Source organism: Acinetobacter sp. AM, assembly GCF_003105055.1.
Classification (GTDB): domain Bacteria; phylum Pseudomonadota; class Gammaproteobacteria; order Pseudomonadales; family Moraxellaceae; genus Acinetobacter; species Acinetobacter tibetensis.
In genome coordinates this window covers 99599-116969 of the sequence record NZ_QETG01000004.1, presented here as the reverse complement: position 1 = coordinate 116969, position 17371 = coordinate 99599, and the positions used below count along the sequence as shown (strand labels likewise).

16 protein-coding genes are annotated in these 17371 nt (G+C 44.0%); 1 reads left to right on the top strand and 15 read right to left on the bottom strand.

Annotated elements, in window-relative coordinates; all coding sequences use genetic code 11:
- Positions 1-201: 201 nt before the first annotated feature.
- Positions 202-1248 (top strand): NAD(P)H-dependent flavin oxidoreductase, encoded by a 1047-nt coding sequence (locus tag DCO44_RS03720; protein WP_116759263.1) that lies wholly within the window; start codon positions 202-204, stop codon positions 1246-1248.
- A gap of 41 nt (positions 1249-1289) precedes the next feature.
- On the opposite strand, the gene dusB is transcribed toward DCO44_RS03720, so the two are convergent.
- The 15 genes from dusB to DCO44_RS03645 all read right to left on the bottom strand — a co-directional run bounded on the left by dusB (position 1290) and on the right by DCO44_RS03645 (position 17347).
- The gene (gene dusB, locus DCO44_RS03715; protein ID WP_265735812.1) at positions 1290-2306 is read right to left on the bottom strand and encodes a tRNA dihydrouridine synthase DusB; all 1017 of its coding nucleotides are present in this window, start codon (positions 2304-2306) and stop codon (positions 1290-1292) included.
- 899 nt (positions 2307-3205) lie between these two features.
- Entirely contained in the window at positions 3206-3640 is a 435-nt protein-coding gene (locus tag DCO44_RS03710; protein ID WP_116759261.1) for an excinuclease, read from the bottom strand.
- A gap of 18 nt (positions 3641-3658) precedes the next feature.
- Positions 3659-4879 carry a beta-ketoacyl-ACP synthase gene (locus DCO44_RS03705; RefSeq protein WP_116759260.1) on the bottom strand — a complete coding sequence of 407 codons (1221 nt, stop codon included), beginning with the start codon at positions 4877-4879 and terminating at the stop codon, positions 3659-3661.
- Positions 4879-5604 carry a 3-ketoacyl-ACP reductase FabG2 gene (locus tag DCO44_RS03700; RefSeq protein ID WP_116759259.1) on the bottom strand — a complete coding sequence of 242 codons (726 nt, stop codon included), beginning with the start codon at positions 5602-5604 and terminating at the stop codon, positions 4879-4881. The genes DCO44_RS03705 and DCO44_RS03700 overlap by 1 nt, the downstream gene beginning before the upstream one ends.
- Entirely contained in the window at positions 5601-6038 is a 438-nt protein-coding gene (locus DCO44_RS03695; RefSeq protein WP_116759258.1) for a 3-hydroxylacyl-ACP dehydratase, read from the bottom strand. The genes DCO44_RS03700 and DCO44_RS03695 overlap by 4 nt, the downstream gene beginning before the upstream one ends.
- Positions 6035-7231 (bottom strand): beta-ketoacyl-[acyl-carrier-protein] synthase family protein, encoded by a 1197-nt coding sequence (locus tag DCO44_RS03690; protein ID WP_116759257.1) that lies wholly within the window; start codon positions 7229-7231, stop codon positions 6035-6037. Before DCO44_RS03690 ends, DCO44_RS03695 begins: the two co-directional genes overlap by 4 nt.
- Positions 7224-7781 (bottom strand): DUF3261 domain-containing protein, encoded by a 558-nt coding sequence (locus DCO44_RS03685; protein ID WP_116759256.1) that lies wholly within the window; start codon positions 7779-7781, stop codon positions 7224-7226. The genes DCO44_RS03690 and DCO44_RS03685 overlap by 8 nt, the downstream gene beginning before the upstream one ends.
- A complete protein-coding gene (locus tag DCO44_RS03680; protein ID WP_116759255.1) occupies positions 7771-9072 on the bottom strand; it encodes an NAD(P)/FAD-dependent oxidoreductase in 1302 nt (433 codons plus the stop codon). The genes DCO44_RS03685 and DCO44_RS03680 overlap by 11 nt, the downstream gene beginning before the upstream one ends.
- An 18-nt stretch (positions 9073-9090) precedes the next feature.
- Positions 9091-11415: an MMPL family transporter gene (locus tag DCO44_RS03675; protein ID WP_116759254.1), complete on the bottom strand. Its 2325-nt coding sequence runs from the start codon at positions 11413-11415 to the stop codon at positions 9091-9093.
- The gene (locus DCO44_RS03670) at positions 11390-12031 is read right to left on the bottom strand and encodes a LolA family protein (protein WP_116759253.1); all 642 of its coding nucleotides are present in this window, start codon (positions 12029-12031) and stop codon (positions 11390-11392) included. Before DCO44_RS03670 ends, DCO44_RS03675 begins: the two co-directional genes overlap by 26 nt.
- 7 nt (positions 12032-12038) lie before the next feature.
- On the bottom strand, positions 12039-12458 hold the full coding sequence (locus tag DCO44_RS03665) for an acyl-CoA thioesterase (RefSeq protein ID WP_116759252.1): 420 nt from the start codon (positions 12456-12458) through the stop codon (positions 12039-12041).
- Between the two features lie 9 nt (positions 12459-12467).
- Positions 12468-14000, bottom strand: a complete 1533-nt coding sequence (locus tag DCO44_RS03660; RefSeq protein ID WP_116759251.1) for an HAL/PAL/TAL family ammonia-lyase — start codon at positions 13998-14000, stop codon at positions 12468-12470.
- Positions 14001-14005: 5 nt separating this feature from the next.
- Entirely contained in the window at positions 14006-14920 is a 915-nt protein-coding gene (locus DCO44_RS03655) for an acyltransferase (RefSeq protein WP_116759250.1), read from the bottom strand.
- Between the two features lie 17 nt (positions 14921-14937).
- A complete protein-coding gene (locus DCO44_RS03650; protein ID WP_116759288.1) occupies positions 14938-15672 on the bottom strand; it encodes a glycosyltransferase family 2 protein in 735 nt (244 codons plus the stop codon).
- Between the two features lie 13 nt (positions 15673-15685).
- Positions 15686-17347 carry an AMP-binding protein gene (locus tag DCO44_RS03645; RefSeq protein WP_116759249.1) on the bottom strand — a complete coding sequence of 554 codons (1662 nt, stop codon included), beginning with the start codon at positions 17345-17347 and terminating at the stop codon, positions 15686-15688.
- Positions 17348-17371: the final 24 nt, after the last annotated feature.

Below are 17371 nucleotides of genomic sequence, written 5' to 3'. Positions count from 1 at the left end.
AACACCCTGCTATAGGGTGTTTTTTATTGCCTATAAAAACGTATTGATTTAACTATAATGCTATGAAAAAACGCCAACACCCATCATAAAACAACGCTCACTTTTGTATTTCTCAAAACATATTTCTAGATTAAATAGTGAATATTATTTGCTTATTTTATTTAGCTTGGGCACAGTTAAGTAAATACATGGAGCCTGATTATGTCTTTATTAGAACAACTAGAAATTAAACATCCTATTTTTCTAGCGCCTATGGCAGGTGTTTCAACACCCACATTGGCAGCAGAGGTTTCTAATCAAGGTGGATTAGGTTCATTAGGCTTAGGGGCAAGCTCTGTAAATTCTGCACGCGAACAAATTCTCGCAACTCAAGCCTTAACAGATCATTCCTTTCAAGTGAATTTCTTCTGCCACCAAAGCCAAGTTTTAGATCAAGCGATTGCAGCGCAATGGATCGAATATTTAAGTCCGCAATTCTCGCGCCTACATGTCCCTGCTCCTCAGCAGCTCGAATGTATTTATCCAAGTTTTTTAGACAATGATGATTTTTTAAATCTTGTGCTGGAAACACGACCTAAAGCCGTAAGCTTTCATTTCGGTATTCCGCACCCACATCAAATAACAGCATTAAAAGCTGCGGGCATCATCACTATGGTCTCTGCGACGAATTTGCCTGAAGCACTTGCAATTGAAGCAGCAGGGATAGATGTCGTGATTGCACAAGGAATTGAAGCAGGTGGTCACCGAGGTATTTTCAACCAAAGTATTGATGGTGCAATCCAAACTTCCGATTTAGTACAACTGCTAAGTCAACACTGCCATATACCCGTGATTGCAGCAGGTGGAATTATGACGGGTCAACAAGCATATCTGATGCTACAGCTTGGTGCTCAAGCTGTTCAGCTCGGTACAGCATTTGTACAATGTAAAAGTTCAAATGCCAATGCCGCTTATCGTAAAGCATTGTTGGATACCCCTGTTACACAAATTACAGACAGTATTTCTGGTCGTCCAGCACGTGGATTAGTGAACACTTGGCATACTGAAATTGATCAACCTAACCGTCCTGCCGTACCAGCTTATCCATACACTTATGACTTAGCCAAACAATTAAATGCTGCTGCGAATAAACACGGTGACTATGGCTATGGCGCATTTTGGGCAGGCTCTAATGTCGCTCAAATTCGTGAACTGGAAGCTGCTGATCTCATCAATCAACTGGTCTTAGAATTAAGTCAGGCGCAATAAATAAAAAGCCCAGCAATCGCTGGGCTTTTGATATAAGACTTCTACACATCAAGCAAATTAATCTGTTCGACCTGAACATCATGCATGGTTTGCCCTTCACTTAATAATAAATTGAAATAGTTCTCAACGACTTGAGCCTGCTCCGCTGTCGTTTCAACTTTATACATGCTCTGACGAAATTCATTACTTGCTCGTAGTCCTTTGGTATACCAAGCAATATGCTTACGTGCAATGCGACAGCCTGAATATTCACCATAGAATTGATAGAGCTCGGTCAAATGCCCTAGTAGAACTTCTTTGACTTCAGAAATCTGTGGTGCAGCCAAGTGCTGCCCAGTTGTTAAATAATGTGCAATTTCTCTAAAAATCCAAGGTCGGCCCTGTGCAGCACGCCCAATCATAATCGCGTCTGCCCCAGTATAATCCAATACGTATTTGGCTTTTTCAGGGCTATCAATGTCACCATTGGCAATCACGGGAATACTCAGCAATTGTTTAACTTCTTTAATTAAGTCATAACGTGCCGTATTTAAATACATATCTTCACGAGTACGCCCATGTAATGCCAAAGCAGCAATACCTGCTTGCTCGGCTCTTTGTGCTACACGCAAAATATTTTCATGGCCATTTAAAAAGCCCAAACGTGTTTTGAGCGTGACGGGTACATCTACCGCAGCAACAACTTCATCTAAAATTCGCGCAACCAAATCTTCATCTTGTAATAAAGCTGAACCAGCCAACTTATTACAGACTTTTTTGGCAGGACACCCCATATTAATATCGACGATTTGTGCCCCATTTGCGACTTGGTAACGTGCAGCCTCTGCCAAATCTTTAGGGTCGGAACCTGCAATTTGTGCTGAAATTGGTGCCAATTCCCCATCAAAGTTGGCACGATACAAACTTTTCTTACTCATACGTAAGGTTTTGTCCGCTGTCATCATTTCACTGACCGCATGACCAGCACCAAAGTATTTACAAAGCGTACGAAACGGACGGTCTGTCACACCCGCCATAGGAGCGATCCAAAGTTTCTTATCTATTGATCTATCAAACAATTCTTTAATAGTGTTGTTTTGACTCAATTTCTTAAACCTCGTTTAACTTCGTTTAGTCGCTTCTAGTTGAGTTTTAATGATTTTTTGCTACACCCTATTTACACCTTATAAAAATTATGGTGTAAATTGCATGGGAATAATCACTAAATGCCAACTCGCAAACGTTACAATACACGATAAAGCTCAAGTCTGAGTTCAGTATGAAAACTACCCACCATTGAAGGCTTCAAAGAGTTTCAGTAAGAAATCACGTGCAGATACGTGAATAAAACGAACTGAAACAGAAATTGAATTAAATCCAGCAAGAATACTTCACTCAACGACTGAGCTTAAGCACAAAACATTGACTGGATTTATTGGTCAATACTAAGAAGGGTCACTAGAACAAAAACAGGCGCTTTAAAATTGATGGCTAGTGTAGAGATTTCGGAGAAAAATATCTATTCATTAACATGACAAGATTTTTCAGACTTTACAATTGTGCATGATACAAGTGATCAAATCACTGGTCGTAATGGGATTTCCTAAAAGCTGTACGGGTTCACACTGAATATATTTGACGTACACCCTCTACATGTTATTGCAGCCTTTGAAAAGGTGATGATTGGTTTTAACCAATTACCAGACCTCTATCCATTAAAGATGGATTTCAAATAGGTTTATCTAGATCGTTGATGTTATGTTTTTATTTTCGTGAATAACATCTAAATTTGGATAAAATTAATTCTATTTTGTTTAAAACAATCAGCAATGCCAGACCACAATCGAATAGATTTCACCGCAGAACATTGACTTTAGATGAGCTATACGAAAATCGAATACGATTCATTACTGCTCAAGAAAATTTCTAAATTATTGCTTAAAACAGTGAGGGATTTTCTCCCCCACGTCTCATTGATCTAAAATTTTACCAAATCCCCTTTCAATGCCACGCCTGCTAGTGCCGTACCTTTCGCGCATTGATAGGTGGTGGTGCTACGTGTTTCATTCGACTTATAGAAACTCACCAGATTAGTCACAGCATTTGCACCATTGGCTTTCGCGGTATTTTGGAATTGAATCAATGCTGAACGGAGGACATGATCACATGAAGTTTCCGCAGACTTGGCAAAACCATTGGTCTTTTTATTGGTCACTAAGCCCTTTTCAATCACTTTGCCACCCGACTTGGTTCCTGCCAAATAAAATTTTACCGAGCCATCCAGCACGCCATCTGCAACAGCACGGTTTACAGCTTCTTGAAACTTAAAATCATACATTTTATCGGCAGCCTGAGCTGATGCAATCGCACCTAAAGACAACACAGCGACTGCACAGATTTTTTTGAATAACATTGTTCTACCCTTATCTTATTAGACACGTTTAAAAATCAAGGAGGTATTAATCCCCCCAAAAGCAAAATTGTTGCTCATCATAATTTGCGTTTCTGCTGAACGCATATCTGAAACGATATAATCCAGATCACCACAAGCACTATCAATCTGATCTAAATTCAGTGTAGGCACCAACTGATTGCGTCGCATCATTTCAATACTCAGCCACGCCTCAATTGCGCCACACGCGCCGAGCGTATGCCCAAAATAACTTTTTAATGAGCTGATCGGTTTTTTACCCAAAATACGCGCAGTCGCTTGTGATTCAGCAATATCCCCCTGATCGGTCGAGGTCCCATGCGCATTGACATAATCAATATCCATGGCGGTAAGCTGTGCATCTTTCAGCGCCAACTGCATACAACGGCCCATCATTTCAGAATCAGGTCGAGTCACATGCTGACCATCGGTATTGCTGCCATAACCGACAATCTCGGCATAAATGGTGGCACCGCGCGCTTGGGCATGTTCATATTCTTCTAGAATCAAACAGCCTGCTCCTTCACCGACCACCAAACCATCGCGGTCTGCATCAAACGGACGTGGCGTTTTCTCTGAACGGTCATTTTTCATACTGGTTGCTAACAACACATCAAACACCGCTGAACCTGCGGCACTGAGTTCTTCTGCCCCACCTGCAATCATCACGGTTTGTTTGCCATATTTAATCGCTTCATAAGCTTGACCAATGGCCATAGAACCTGAAGTACAGGCACTTGAGGTCGGCAGCGTTAAACCTTTTAGGCCAAAATACACGGTCATATTGACTGCACTGGTATGCGACATCATACGAATGTAGGTCGTGGCATTCATTTGACTCATATTGTGCTCAATCAACATCGAGCCAAACTCACGTACAGCATCCACACTGCCCGCAGAAGAACCAAAGGCCACGCCTGCATCGCCACTTTTTAAGATATCCGCATGCAGTAATCCTGCATCTTCCAATGCTTTTTCAGCACATACGGCAGACATTAAGGCAACACGTCCCATGCCACGGGTCACTTTACGGTTAAAATGCTTGGGTACGGTAAAAGACTCAACGGGGCCGGCCAATTTACTGCGTAAATCGGAATAAATTTCCCAGTCAGGCATATAGCGAATGCCACTTTTGCCTAGTGCAAATTGCTCAAAAATTTGTTCTGCGGTTTCGCCTAAAGATGTAATTCCAGACATGCCTGTCACGACAACACGTTTCATTAGATTAGGCCTCCATTGACTGAAATCACTTGGCGAGTGATATAACTGGCATCATCACTACATAAAAACTTCACCGCTTTTGCGACTTCTTCTACCTGCCCCATGCGTTGCAGTGGAATCATTTTCAAGGCATGTTCTTTAACTTCTTCGCTCACCATTTCGGTTTCAATCAAACCCGGAGCCACACAGTTCACCGTGATTTTACGTTTTGCCAACTCTAGTGCCAATGCTTTGGTCGCACCAATCAAACCCGCTTTGGCAGCACTATAGTTCACCTGTCCACGGTTCCCCATGATTCCTGACACTGAAGACATGGTCACAATACGTCCGCCTTTTTTCAAGCGGATCATTGGCATCATTACTGGTTTTAGCACGTTATAAAAACCATTTAATGAAGTTGAAACCACATCATCCCAATCATCATCGGTCAATGCAGGAAAAGCGCCGTCTCGGGTCAGTCCTGCATTCAGCACAACCCCATAAAAAGCACCATGCTGTGCAATATCTTGCTCTAAAATCGTTGCAATTTTTTCACGGTCATTCACATCAAACATCAACACATGGCTGTCTTGACCTAAGGCTTGAATCTCCTGTGCCACTGCTTCTGCTTCTGATTGTCTTGAACGTGCATGTACCGTGACATCAAAGCCTGCCTTTGCTAACTCTAAAGCGATCGCTTTACCTATTCCACGACTCGAACCCGTAACTAAAATTCTTCTGTTCACACTAATTTTCCAATGATTTCATTCATATTTTCAGGCTCAAATACGCTCAACATGGCACTGAATTTGTGTTCTTGATATTCAATTTCACAATGAAACTGCCCTAAACCTTCATGCAGATAACTTTGTTCTACCCGAATCCGCACAGTTGTGCCCAAACTAAAATAGGCACAAGGCAACTGCATTTTACGCGTTCCCAATAAAAAACCAATTTTCGGTGGCAAACCCTGAGTTTGTCCTTTATAGCCTGCATAGACACTGATGGTCTGTGCCATCAGCTCAATACTGCTCCATGTCGGCAAACCTTCTGACTCACAAAACATCAAATCCGGCGTGATGTGAAGTTCTGCAATAGCAAATTCATCATTGGCTTCAATCAGATGACTGACAAAAACCATCGGTTTTTCATGCGGAATAAACTGTACTGCATCCATCATGGCAAAGCCGTCCCAAAAATTAAACTGATATTGCTGCCACCAAAAGCAAAAGAATTACTCATCGCATAGCGAATGGGTATAGTCAAATGCGGAGTAAGCACATAATTTTGTCCAGTCAAAGCATCATCCAATTCACCTGCATGATGCAGCGGCAACCAAGATTGATCCAATAAAACCTGCTGGCAAATAAAGGCTTCGATTGCACCTGCCGCCCCTAAACAATGTCCTGTTTTATGTTTAGTGCTGCTCAATGCCACAGTCTCATCTGAAAAAATGGTCTGTACCGCCTTAATCTCCATCGCATCATTTTGCGGTGTAGAAGTACCATGCAAGTTTAAATAACCAATATCACCTGCTTCAAGCTGTGCAACAGCTAATGCTTTTTGCATCGCCTCCGCAGCCCCTCGCCCTTCTGGATGTGGCGCTGAAATATGCCATGCATCCATTGACTCACCACTCGACAACAGCATCACAGGTGCAGGCGCTTTGGACAGTAAAAATAGTCCTGCGGCTTCACCAATATTGATGCCATCACGATTAGCACCACAAGGCTGACAAATACTGCTCGATAAACTTTCCAAACTGTCAAAACCATTTAAGGTCAGCTTGCATAGAGTGTCGACTCCACCCACTAAGACAGCATCAGCCAAATCGGCATTCAGCAAACGTTGTCCCGCTGCCATGGTTTTGGCCGCTGAGGAACAGGCGGTAGAAATGGTATAGGCAGGTCCTTCCCAGCCCAAATACTGTTGTAAGGCTTTTGCTAAACTGCCCATTTCTTGTTTTTGATGCTGTACAGACTGTGGCACTGGCTGTTGAAACTGGACTTTCAATACAGGCTCATTATCTGCGATGCCTGAGGTTGAAGTGCCGATAATCACCGCAAGACGTTGTTTTGGAAACTGTGCGGTATAAGTACGAATTTCGGTTTCAATTTGTGCCAAAGCCGTCAAGGCAAAGCGTAAATTCCGTGAGTCCGCACCACTCAAGTTTTCAAGGACTGCTTGAATCAAGGCTTGATCAGATGCACCTACCCATACCGTACGCCCCGCAATCAGATCCTCTCGTTGCGACAAGGTATTTTCTGTGCTTGTTAAGGCACGTTGAAGCTCAGCGGCATTTTGTCCCAAAGCCGATAGCGCCGCACTGAACTGAATACCGACGGCTGAAACATGTTGTAGATTTTTAGTCATGATGGTCGCCTTGATCATCTTCTAAAGTATTACTCACTGCGCTAATCACCATCTGATAAGGCACTTGCAGATTATCTAGCTCAATTGCCCCCTCAGTTTGCTGAATTTTCAACACAGGCTGCTGCTGAATATAAATGGTATCGTCTTTTTGTATGACCGTATTTTGAGCAGCGTGTAATGCAGCAAACTTTGGATAAGTTGCATATAGAATATCGCGCACCACATAATCAAATGGTAACAACTTCATCGGCTCAATCCGCTGTTCGACTTTAACCTTTTGACCATCAAAACTGAGCTTAAACAACTGCTGCCCTGTAAGGCTGAGTGCCAGCATGTCAAGCGACTGTCCCTGTTGCTGCTGATAGAGTAAAAAACTGAAACTCTGCGTTTTCCACTGCACTTCAATTTGGTCTTGGCGCTGGTAATTTTGTGCTACCCACTGCGGAGTCGCCAATCCTTGTGCTTTAGGGATCCAACTTTGACAGGCGCTACAGAGCAAAGAACTGGCTAAAACCCAACTGATGGTTTTCAAACACAGCTTAAGTTTCATCAGTCAGCAACTCTTTCTGTTGTTGTGCTTCTCGGCAATATTCTGCCAAGGTGCTCAAACGTTGCTTGGCATTACGATGAATCGGGTTAGTCGTATCCCATGCATAACCTGCCAGTAAAGATGCAATCATACGGCGGATTTTTTCATCCTGCTGAGTCGAAAACACGACATCCTGAAACTCACCTGAATACCATGACTCGACATAGGCACGGAACACTTGAATGCCTTTACGCAGTGGCTTTTCGTATTGCTCCATCCAATCTACCGCCTGACCTTGCAGTACTTGCTCGACCAAAGGCACCGCTAAGCTGGAAGATTTCAATGCAATCGTTACACCCGAGGAAAAGACAGGATCTAGGAACTCACCTGCATTGCCGAGTAGTGCATAGTTTTCAGATGCCAAGTGTTTTACATCAGCAGAGTAGCCTACTAAAGTCCGCACAGGAGTATCATGTTTGGCGTGACGCAGCACATGTGACAAACTGACATCATCCGCTAAAATACGTTTCTGCAAGGCTTCTAAGTCATAGTCCGCACTGCCGTCATAACCATATTTTTCAAAAAAATCTTGCTCCGCCACAATACCAAATGAAGAACGTCCATCGGCAAAGGGAATCAACCAATACCATGCACGATGATCTTTTTCATGCACAGTAATTAAAATTTTCTCACGGTCAAACTCAGGATCATCCAACAAACCATCTTCAATATGGGTAAAGACCGCACGGCGCACTGGAAAGTCCGATGGACTTTCTAAATCGAGAAACTTTGGCAAAATGCGACCAAAACCACTGGCATCTAAGAGGAATTTACCCTGAATTTGATAGTTGTTGCCTTGCTCATCTTTGACCGTCAAAATCGGCTGTGTAGATGCCACATCGACTGCCAAAACTTCATGACCAAAACGGATATCTGCGCCCATTTTTTCGGCTTGCTGCGCCAAAAGCTGGTCAAAATTGGCACGTCTTACCTGCCATGTGGTGCCTGGGCCTTCACTAAATTTTTGGGTAAAGTCATAAAAACTGCGCTGCGTGCCTCTTAAAAAGGCTGCACCATTTTTATACTGAAAGGCATATTCGTCGGCATGTGCACGAACCGTATCCAATAAACCCGCTTCTTCTAAAAACACCATACACTGCGGTAATAAAGACTCACCAATGGAGAAGCGTGGAAAATATTGCTTTTCGATAACTGTGACTTGATGGCCTTTTTGGCGTAGCAAAGCTGCTGCCGAACTGCCTGATGGTCCCGCCCCAATAATTAAAACATCTGTCTGTTGCATGGTGCTCATTGCACTGTACCCTTTAACTCAGCTCTTTGGCTGATATTGTTGAACCACAACATGTTTTGCATCGGAAGATGTAAAAAGTGTGGCATAAAGAAATGAGAAAATAACGCCCAATAAAACTGTTAAGCCAAAACTGTGAATGGCATAAGTATGGCTGAAAGACAACAAACCAAAACTAAAGAAAGTCGACATCATACATAGGAATAAAGCCATGCCCACCACCTGCGGGTGATCATGTCCGTGGCGGTAGAAAATCGCATAATCAACCCCAATTCCAATGATCAAAAAAGTGCCCATAATACTGAATAAATTAATCTCGACACCCAGCCATGCTTGAATCGCAAAAGTGGTCATTAGAGCCATACTGACGGGCAGCACCAAAGGCAGAATGGATTTTTTGCCATACAGTGCCCCTAAGCCAATGGCTAAAATCACCAAAGCACTAAGCAATAGCCACTGCGCCTGTTCACGATGTTGTTTGAATAACTCAGACAGTTGATGAACAGGACGTAACAGTTGCACATCAGCATTTTCAAGCTGCTGCACAGCGTGTACATCATGCACATTTTGTAGCATCACTAAACGTTGCGTCTGGCTCATGTGCAGAAAATGCAATGGATGATCTTTAAAGACTGCTTCGGTCAATAACGGTTGGTCTTTTAAACGGGCTTGCCAGTTTAAAACATCGGCAGTATTGAGCTGCAACGCTTGCGCATATTCCACCAAAGCGGGCTGAGGAATCGCCTGTAACATTGCGATATTGTGTTTTTGCTGCTCAAGCGATGGAATCCACTGCCCTAAAGCTTGCACAGCATCCAATTTGCCAGCCTGCTGTAAGGGAGCAAGTTTTGCCAGCAATTGCTGTTCATGTTGCTCTAATTCTGCGGGTGTTCTGCCCTGTACCACAAAATATTCGCTGCTTTGCTGTTGCATAAAACGCGAACGGATGTATTGATCTTCCTGCTTTAAAGTGGCATCCATACTTTGTAAATTACGGATGTCATCATTACTTTTCAGAAAGGCGAGGCTGCTGCCTGTTACCAGTACAATCAGTGAAATCATGCCGTAGCGCAGCGTGTTGTGGCTTTGCACATAATTACGTGCTTGACCAATAAAACTTAGTATACGTATCGCAGGTTCCGCATTCAGCGCAGGCAGACGCGGCAGCAGTAAAATACTGGTCACCCATGCGGCACTCAATCCAACCATGGAAAAGACTGCAATTTGTTTAAAACCTGGAAATGGGGTAAAACTCAGCACCACATAGGCCAATAGCGTGGTCATCAGCCCCACAAATAGACTCGGCAGCAACGGTTTTAAAACAGTAAATCCATCGATCTGTCGGTGCTGAGACTGCATGGCCATGAAGTAAAATGAAAAATCGACACAGACCCCAATCAAACTGGCACCAAAGACCAGTGTCATCAGGTGAATTTCGCCAAAAATCCAATATGTTACCGCAAAGGCCACCAGACTGCCTGTGCCCACCGCAACCATTTCCGTCAGCATGGGTCGTATCGAACGGAAGCCAAACCAGACCAGCAGTAAAATCCCGATGGTTGAACCCATGCCAATGGTCGAGATTTCCTCTTTGGCAGAATTGGTACCAAACTGTGCAAACAATAACGTACCTGTCCAGTGCGGTTTAACCTGCAACTGATTGAGCTGCTGATTGATATCTTGAATAAAAGCAGCGGTCTGCTCTTGGTAGGCAATGTTATAGGGACTGTTATTGAGCTGAAGCACCATCAGGCGCGAGATGCCCTGCTCATCACGAATCGTGGCAAAGCCCTGTTCTAAATTGATATCGGCATTATTTTGTAAAGTACTTAAACCCACTGCATAGCGCGGAAATAGTAGCAAGGGATCTTGCTTGAGCATTTCAGCCGTAATCGGCATGCCCGGACTCATCAGTTGCAATAAGCCTTGCTCTATCAGTGCGGCATCATCCTGCTCCTGCACCATCTGCTGATCGGTCTTGGATAATAGCCCTGCTTTGTGTTGATACAGCGCTTGGGCAAATTGATCAGGATCAAGCTGTGGACGAACAGGTAAAAACAGTTGACTTTGGTCGGCTTGGGTTTTGAGTGCTTGCGTTGCCTGTTCGAGTTGCTGATCCGTTTTGGCATCTAATACCACAAAAACTTTGTCATTTAACTGCTGACTGACATATTGCTGTGCTTGTTCCAGATGAGCATCTTGATGAGCCTCTGGCAGCAAAGCAAAAATATTGGTCTCAATCTTAATGCCTTTATTCAGCCACGCCGCGCCCAGTGCCAAAGCAATGACACACAAAATCAGTAGCCAAAGGGCGCTAAACTTATTTTGCCAATTGGAAAAGCGCATTTTCCGCAGCCGTTAAAGTTTGAGGTTGAGCCGTTTGCTGGCTAAAACGAATAATAGTGCGGTTATTGGCTTGTTCCAAAATCGTGATACGGTCCACATAACGCTGACCTTGCGCATCGACTTGGACAAAAAGCTTTTTAAATAGACTGCTTTTCGGTGTCAAACTGACATTCCACTGCGTCGGACTGTAATTGGCAGACACCACATTAAAGTTTTTAGCGAGTGCCGCTTCATTGCCCGACATCAACTGTAAAAACATCGTTGCTACAGAGCCATAGGGAGTCTTATCGACTTCAATTTGACTGCTAGTACGCTGTGTCTTTTGTACCAACTTGCGCGGTGTCACCACCAAATCGGCTTTGACTGGACTTTGAATCTGCCACAACACGCCTTGGTTTTTGCTGAACAGCACCGTGCCTTTGGACACATAGGTTTTATTTAAAGAGGCCAATTTTTTCTGCTGCTCAAATTGGGCACGCACCACAGGCGTTGCACCAAGCTGAGTAAACACCTGCTTCAATTCAGTACTTTGTGCATTCACTGCGGGAGCAAGCACAGTCATCATACTGGCTGTACACGCAACCAAAATCGGCTTAAAAAATTTGTATCGAATCATGCTTGCATTACTCCGCTTTGAACTCAAGCCATGCATTTAAACAGTCCAACAATACCTGTGGCGATTGGAAGCACATTTCACGTTTTTCAATGTGTACCGCCACTTGAGAAGTAAAGCCCTTGGTCAGCTTTCTGCCCGAAACCGCATCAAAAATCAGATATTCAATTTTCAGGCGGTTTTCCCATTCTTTCAAAATGGCACGCACGCGAATTTTCTGTTCGAACTCAATGCCTTGTACATAACGGACATAGCTTTCAATCACAGGCCATGCATAGCCTGAGTCACGCATTTGATTATAGTTATAGTGAAATTGATCCAACAGTTTGCAACGTGCAATTTCAAAATATTTTAAATAATGACCGTGCCATACCACATGCATGGTATCGACATCATGAAAGGGCACTTCAATAATTACATCAGCATACATGCTCATTTCCTATGAATATTGAACAGCAATGCTGTCTAACAGTTCTAAATCTTCAAAGCGATTGACCAATGCCTGAAGTTCATGTTGCAAAGGACGATCTTCCTCTACATAGGTGAAGCTCTGAAGCACCCAGTGTTGAAATGCTGTTAAAACAGGGCTGAGTTCTGTATCTACACCTTTGAGTTTGACCGCCTGAACCGCTGCACAACTGAGTGCTGCAATCACTTGTTCGGTTAGAGTAATGACACGACTGGCATCACGCGCAGCAATGGTGCCCATGCTAACTTTGTCTTGATTATGACATTCGGTTGAGCGTGAGAAAATTGACGCAGCGAGCGTCTGTTTCAAGGCTTCTGCCGTCCATGCCGAAACCCCAATTTGCACCGCTTTAAAGCCATGATTCAGCGGCAAACGCTCAGCACTTGAGCCAGTTAAATTACGCGGCAAACCATTGTTCATTTTATAGTCCACCAACTGTGCCAATTGACGATCCATCAAGTCGGCAATATTGGCGATCATGATTTTTAGACTATCCATGGCTTGGGCAATATGTCCGCCATAGAAATGTCCACCATGCAATACACGCAGGTTGACTGGATCAATCAATGGGTTGTCATTGCTTGAATTCAGCTCATTTTCAATAAACTGACGCAGCCACAGTTTAGAGTCTTCAAATACACCGATCACATGCGGTGCACAGCGCAGTGAATAACGGTCTTGCAGGCGTGAACTTTGGTGCTCGGTCTGCACCTCACTGTTTAACCAGTCACGTAACTGAGCTGCAACATGTTGCTGTCCTGGATGAGGTTTTTGGGCAAACAACACTTCATCAAAATGGCTTGGATTACCCTCTAAAGCCAAAACATTCAGTGCAGTAATCAAAGTACTGGCAAAAGAAATCTGTTCTGCTTTTTTATAGTTCAGGCAGGCGATGGCGGTCATGACCGCTGTACCATTCATTAGAGCTAAGCCTTCTTTAGGACGCATCACCAAAGGTTGCAAACCTTTTTCGGCATACACTTGTGCAATCGGTACGATCTGACCTTGATAATACACATCGCGCTCACCGACCAATGCCCCAGCGATATAAGACAAAGGCGTCAAATCCCCACTGGCACCCACCGAACCTTCCGAGGGAATCACAGGGATCACATCTTCATTCAACATCCAGACCAAACGCTGCAACAAGGCATGTGAAACACCCGAATAGCCACGCGCCAAAGAACATAAACGTACCACCACCACAGCTCGTGCCGTAATTAAGTCTAAGTTTTGTCCCATGCCACAACCATGAAAACGCGACAAATGTAGCGGTAGCTCATGCACTTGGTGGGCTGGAATTTCGACTAAGCATGAGTCACCATAACCCGTGGTCACACCATATATGACGCCTTCGTCTTGCAACAACTGATCAAGGAAATCTGCGCCACGTTGAATCAATGCTGTCCATTCAGCAGAGGTAGGCAATGCCACCTGTTTTTCTTTACGTGCTACAGCCACAACATCTTCAATACTGAGCGGAGTTTCCCCAACAATTAACACAAGACTTATCCTTTATTCCAAAAATTATAAAAATTAAACCATTGATAAGGCGCACGTATGCAATGCTGCTCCAACAATTCCACATACTGTCGTGTGGTCTGTTGCATGGCCTGTAAACGCTCTTTACGTGGCCAATTTAACTGCTCCGCAACTTGATGAATATGCACTTCAAAATGTGTATCAACTCGATAGCAAAACACTGCCAATACAGGAGCTTTCAATAAACTGGCCAAGATCCAAGCGCCCTGCGGCCACAGCGCCTGCTCACCTAAAAAAGCAACCGATTGTACCCGATCCGACTGCACGGGTACGCGGTCTGCTGCCACAATCACCCATTCACCTTGATCGAGTTTATCCTGCAAAATCAATGCAGTTTCGATTCCCAACTCATCCACCGAAACCAAATTGACATCGGCATGTTCATTTAGTTTTTTTAAAAATTCATTGAACTTGGTGGCATGTTTTTGATACACCAATACATTAATTTTCTGCGAATGCTCTGCTTTGATTGCGCGCAGTAATTCAATATTGCCAAAGTGTGACACCACAATGACCGCACCTTTTTGATAGTGCGAACGAAAGTGTGCATGACCATGCAGCTTTAAATTCTGCTCAGGGATATGCCCAAGCCAGCCTTCAATTTTATCTAAAATACATTCGCCAAATTGCATCAAATGCGTATAACTGTGCCAAAGCTGCGGCTCAGCCTGAAACGGGGACTGTACACCTGCAAAATGATGCAGTTTTTTTAAGTACAACAGGGAAGCCTGACGCGCGGTATTGGAAAAGAGCCAGTACCATAAAATCACAAAGTACAAGATGACTCGGCACAACCAGCGCCCACCCAAACGGTAGAAACCCAACATCAGCATCAGCGGTAACATCCCGCCGCGCTCTTTTACGGCGCTCCATTTCTGCATATGCTTCTCTGACCGCCTTAGCTTTTGACTTTCTGATAAATCAGCTTGGGGAAACGCAGCAGCATGCCACCCAATAAGCGGCTATGCGCACGCGCCATGCCCAAATTGTCCCGCCAAACATCGAAATGTGAAATACCGCCTTCAGGGTAAATCACATGCGTGGGCAGATTGATAAACGGCACATTGTCCCATTTCAACCGCACCAAAATTTCCGAGTCAAAGCCCATCCGCGGTTGAAACTTGGCTGTATTTAAAATGTTTACCGTCTGCGCTAAAGGATAAACACGAAAGCCACACATGCTGTCTTTAATGTCAAAAGACAGGCTGTTAATCCACACCCAAATGTGCGTTGCATAACGGCCATAGAGACGTTTTTTCGGAACAGTCGCATCAAAAATCGGCTGACCAATCACCATGGCTTCGGGATGCTGGATAGATGTGTCTAAAAAGCGTTGCACATCCTGCCAGTCATGTTGTCCATCAGCATCCAATTGCAAGGCATGACTATAGCCACATTGAAAGGCATGCTTGAGACCCGTGATCACCGCCTGCCCCTTACCCTGATTGTGGGTATGTTCAACCAAATCGACCATTGGGTAGTCATGCGCGAGCTGATGTAACACCGCCGTACAAGCAGCATCACTACCATCATTCACCATAATGATAGGTAACTCAAAAGAGCTTAAATGTGACAGTAACGCGGCCAAATAATGCGGATGGTTATACACAGGAATCACAAAGCAGTGTTTCATTTTGTCTCTCGGCTTAAACATCTGAAGGGACAGCAAATAGCAAACGTCCTGATGCCAATATTTTGTCCTGATTTTTCAGCTCAAAACTGACCTTGTGTGCTTTACGGCTGAGGACCAGTTCCACCGTTTGATAGGGTTGGATCAGCCCTTGAAATTTTAACTGCTCAAAACCATTACACCACAGTAAATCTGCCCAGTTTTGTTTAGCAAAATGCTGAATAAAACCAATTTGTCCTACGCCCGGATAAATGGGGAAGTTCGGAAAATGGCCTTTAAAGCACTCTAACTCTGGCATGAATTCTAAAGCATAACTGATCTGCGTATCCTGAGATTGCTGCGTCAGCACCACAGGCAAGCTCATCGGCTGAAAGAGCGATTTTAAATACTGTTTATTCAGCTTCGATTGTGCATTTTGTGGCATTTGCGTTAAGAACCGCCACTGCCGCGGAATCGCGATACTTTCCAATTTCAGTTGTAGTTGTTTTTTCAATTGTGCGGTAAAGGAAGCTTTGCCCTTTTCTGTGAGCAGTACACGAGCTTCCTCGGTCAACACAACCACCACCGCCAAAATCTGACGTTGTTCTTTTTCATGAATTAAAACATGGCATTGTTGTATTTCGGCCAGTTCAGCGAGTTTCGCTTCTATTGCATCGAGACTTAAACGCTTTTCTTCAAGTTTGACAATGCGGTCCAAACGCCCCAATAACTGAAACGAACTTTTAGGATTCTTTGCATCCACGAACTGTACTTTATCACCCGTAAAAATCCAATCCGCGCTAAAAGCATGGTTGGTTTTAACGGCTAACTCTTGCTGCTCGGCGCAGTTAATTTCGACATTGGCAAAGGGGGTCCATAGTGCATCATCTACCTGACGGTGAGCGATACCGCCTGTTTCAGAACTACCAAACACTTCAGTAATCGGACGGTTCAGCAAAGGGCGCACACCAGCATCCAACTTTCCACCAGAGGAATAGACCATATGACAGTCTTGCAATACCACATCTGTGGTCCAGCGCTTCAACAATGCAGGACTAGAAATCACATAATTGGGCAGTTGCACATGGGCAATTTTCTTTTGAATATCAACCACATCTTCAGGGAAAGCCAGTTGTTTTTGGTAAAAACTGCGTCCACTGGCTAAGGGCCACAACAACTTAAACAACAACCCATAAATATGTTGATGGCTCACCGTGGCAATCGCAACCGCTTGCTCAGGCAAATCAAAACTGGCCTCTAAACCACAGACTTCATTGAACAGTTGTTGCAAAGTGCGCGGAATCTTTTTCGGCTGCCCAGTTGAGCCCGAAGTATAAAAACACAACTGGGCTTGATTGAAAAAGGCAGCATCAAATTGAAGCTCGAATGTCGACGGCGCTGTCGGCGATAAACGTTTTAAAAAATAAATCTGCTGCTCAGCCAGTTCTTTTTCTAAGTCGCTGACCCGATGCGGCGGCAATAGCACTTGCTTGCCTGCTTGCAAGGCTGCAAACAACAATACTAAAAACTCATAACTGTCTTCTTGCCAAAGCGCCCATACAGGCTGTTCCAACGGCTGAATTTGCGCAGCTTGCTCAGCCACATCTAACCAAAAATTTTGAAATGAAATGAGATCTGAGTCCGCCTGAATACACAAGGGACGCGATGAATGGAGATGATGCTGAAAATGACAAGACATAAAATTTGTTTTTAAAAACCGTAT

Bases quoted from the DNA above. Each gene is read 5' to 3' on its own strand.
- DCO44_RS03720 (WP_116759263.1), top strand. From the start codon at position 202: ATGTCTTTATTAGAACAACTAGAAATTAAACATCCTATTTTTCTAGCG.
- DCO44_RS03710 (WP_116759261.1), bottom strand. From the start codon at position 3,640: ATGTTATTCAAAAAAATCTGTGCAGTCGCTGTGTTGTCTTTAGGTGCG.
- DCO44_RS03705 (WP_116759260.1), bottom strand. From the start codon at position 4,879: ATGAAACGTGTTGTCGTGACAGGCATGTCTGGAATTACATCTTTAGGC.
- DCO44_RS03695 (WP_116759258.1), bottom strand. From the start codon at position 6,038: ATGATGGATGCAGTACAGTTTATTCCGCATGAAAAACCGATGGTTTTT.
- DCO44_RS03690 (WP_116759257.1), bottom strand. From the start codon at position 7,231: ATGACTAAAAATCTACAACATGTTTCAGCCGTCGGTATTCAGTTCAGT.
- DCO44_RS03685 (WP_116759256.1), bottom strand. From the start codon at position 7,781: ATGAAACTTAAGCTGTGTTTGAAAACCATCAGTTGGGTTTTAGCCAGT.
- DCO44_RS03680 (WP_116759255.1), bottom strand. From the start codon at position 9,072: ATGAGCACCATGCAACAGACAGATGTTTTAATTATTGGGGCGGGACCA.
- DCO44_RS03675 (WP_116759254.1), bottom strand. From the start codon at position 11,415: ATGCGCTTTTCCAATTGGCAAAATAAGTTTAGCGCCCTTTGGCTACTG.
- DCO44_RS03670 (WP_116759253.1), bottom strand. From the start codon at position 12,031: ATGATTCGATACAAATTTTTTAAGCCGATTTTGGTTGCGTGTACAGCC.
- DCO44_RS03665 (WP_116759252.1), bottom strand. From the start codon at position 12,458: ATGTATGCTGATGTAATTATTGAAGTGCCCTTTCATGATGTCGATACC.
- DCO44_RS03655 (WP_116759250.1), bottom strand. From the start codon at position 14,920: ATGCAGAAATGGAGCGCCGTAAAAGAGCGCGGCGGGATGTTACCGCTG.
- DCO44_RS03650 (WP_116759288.1), bottom strand. From the start codon at position 15,672: ATGAAACACTGCTTTGTGATTCCTGTGTATAACCATCCGCATTATTTG.
- DCO44_RS03645 (WP_116759249.1), bottom strand. From the start codon at position 17,347: ATGTCTTGTCATTTTCAGCATCATCTCCATTCATCGCGTCCCTTGTGT.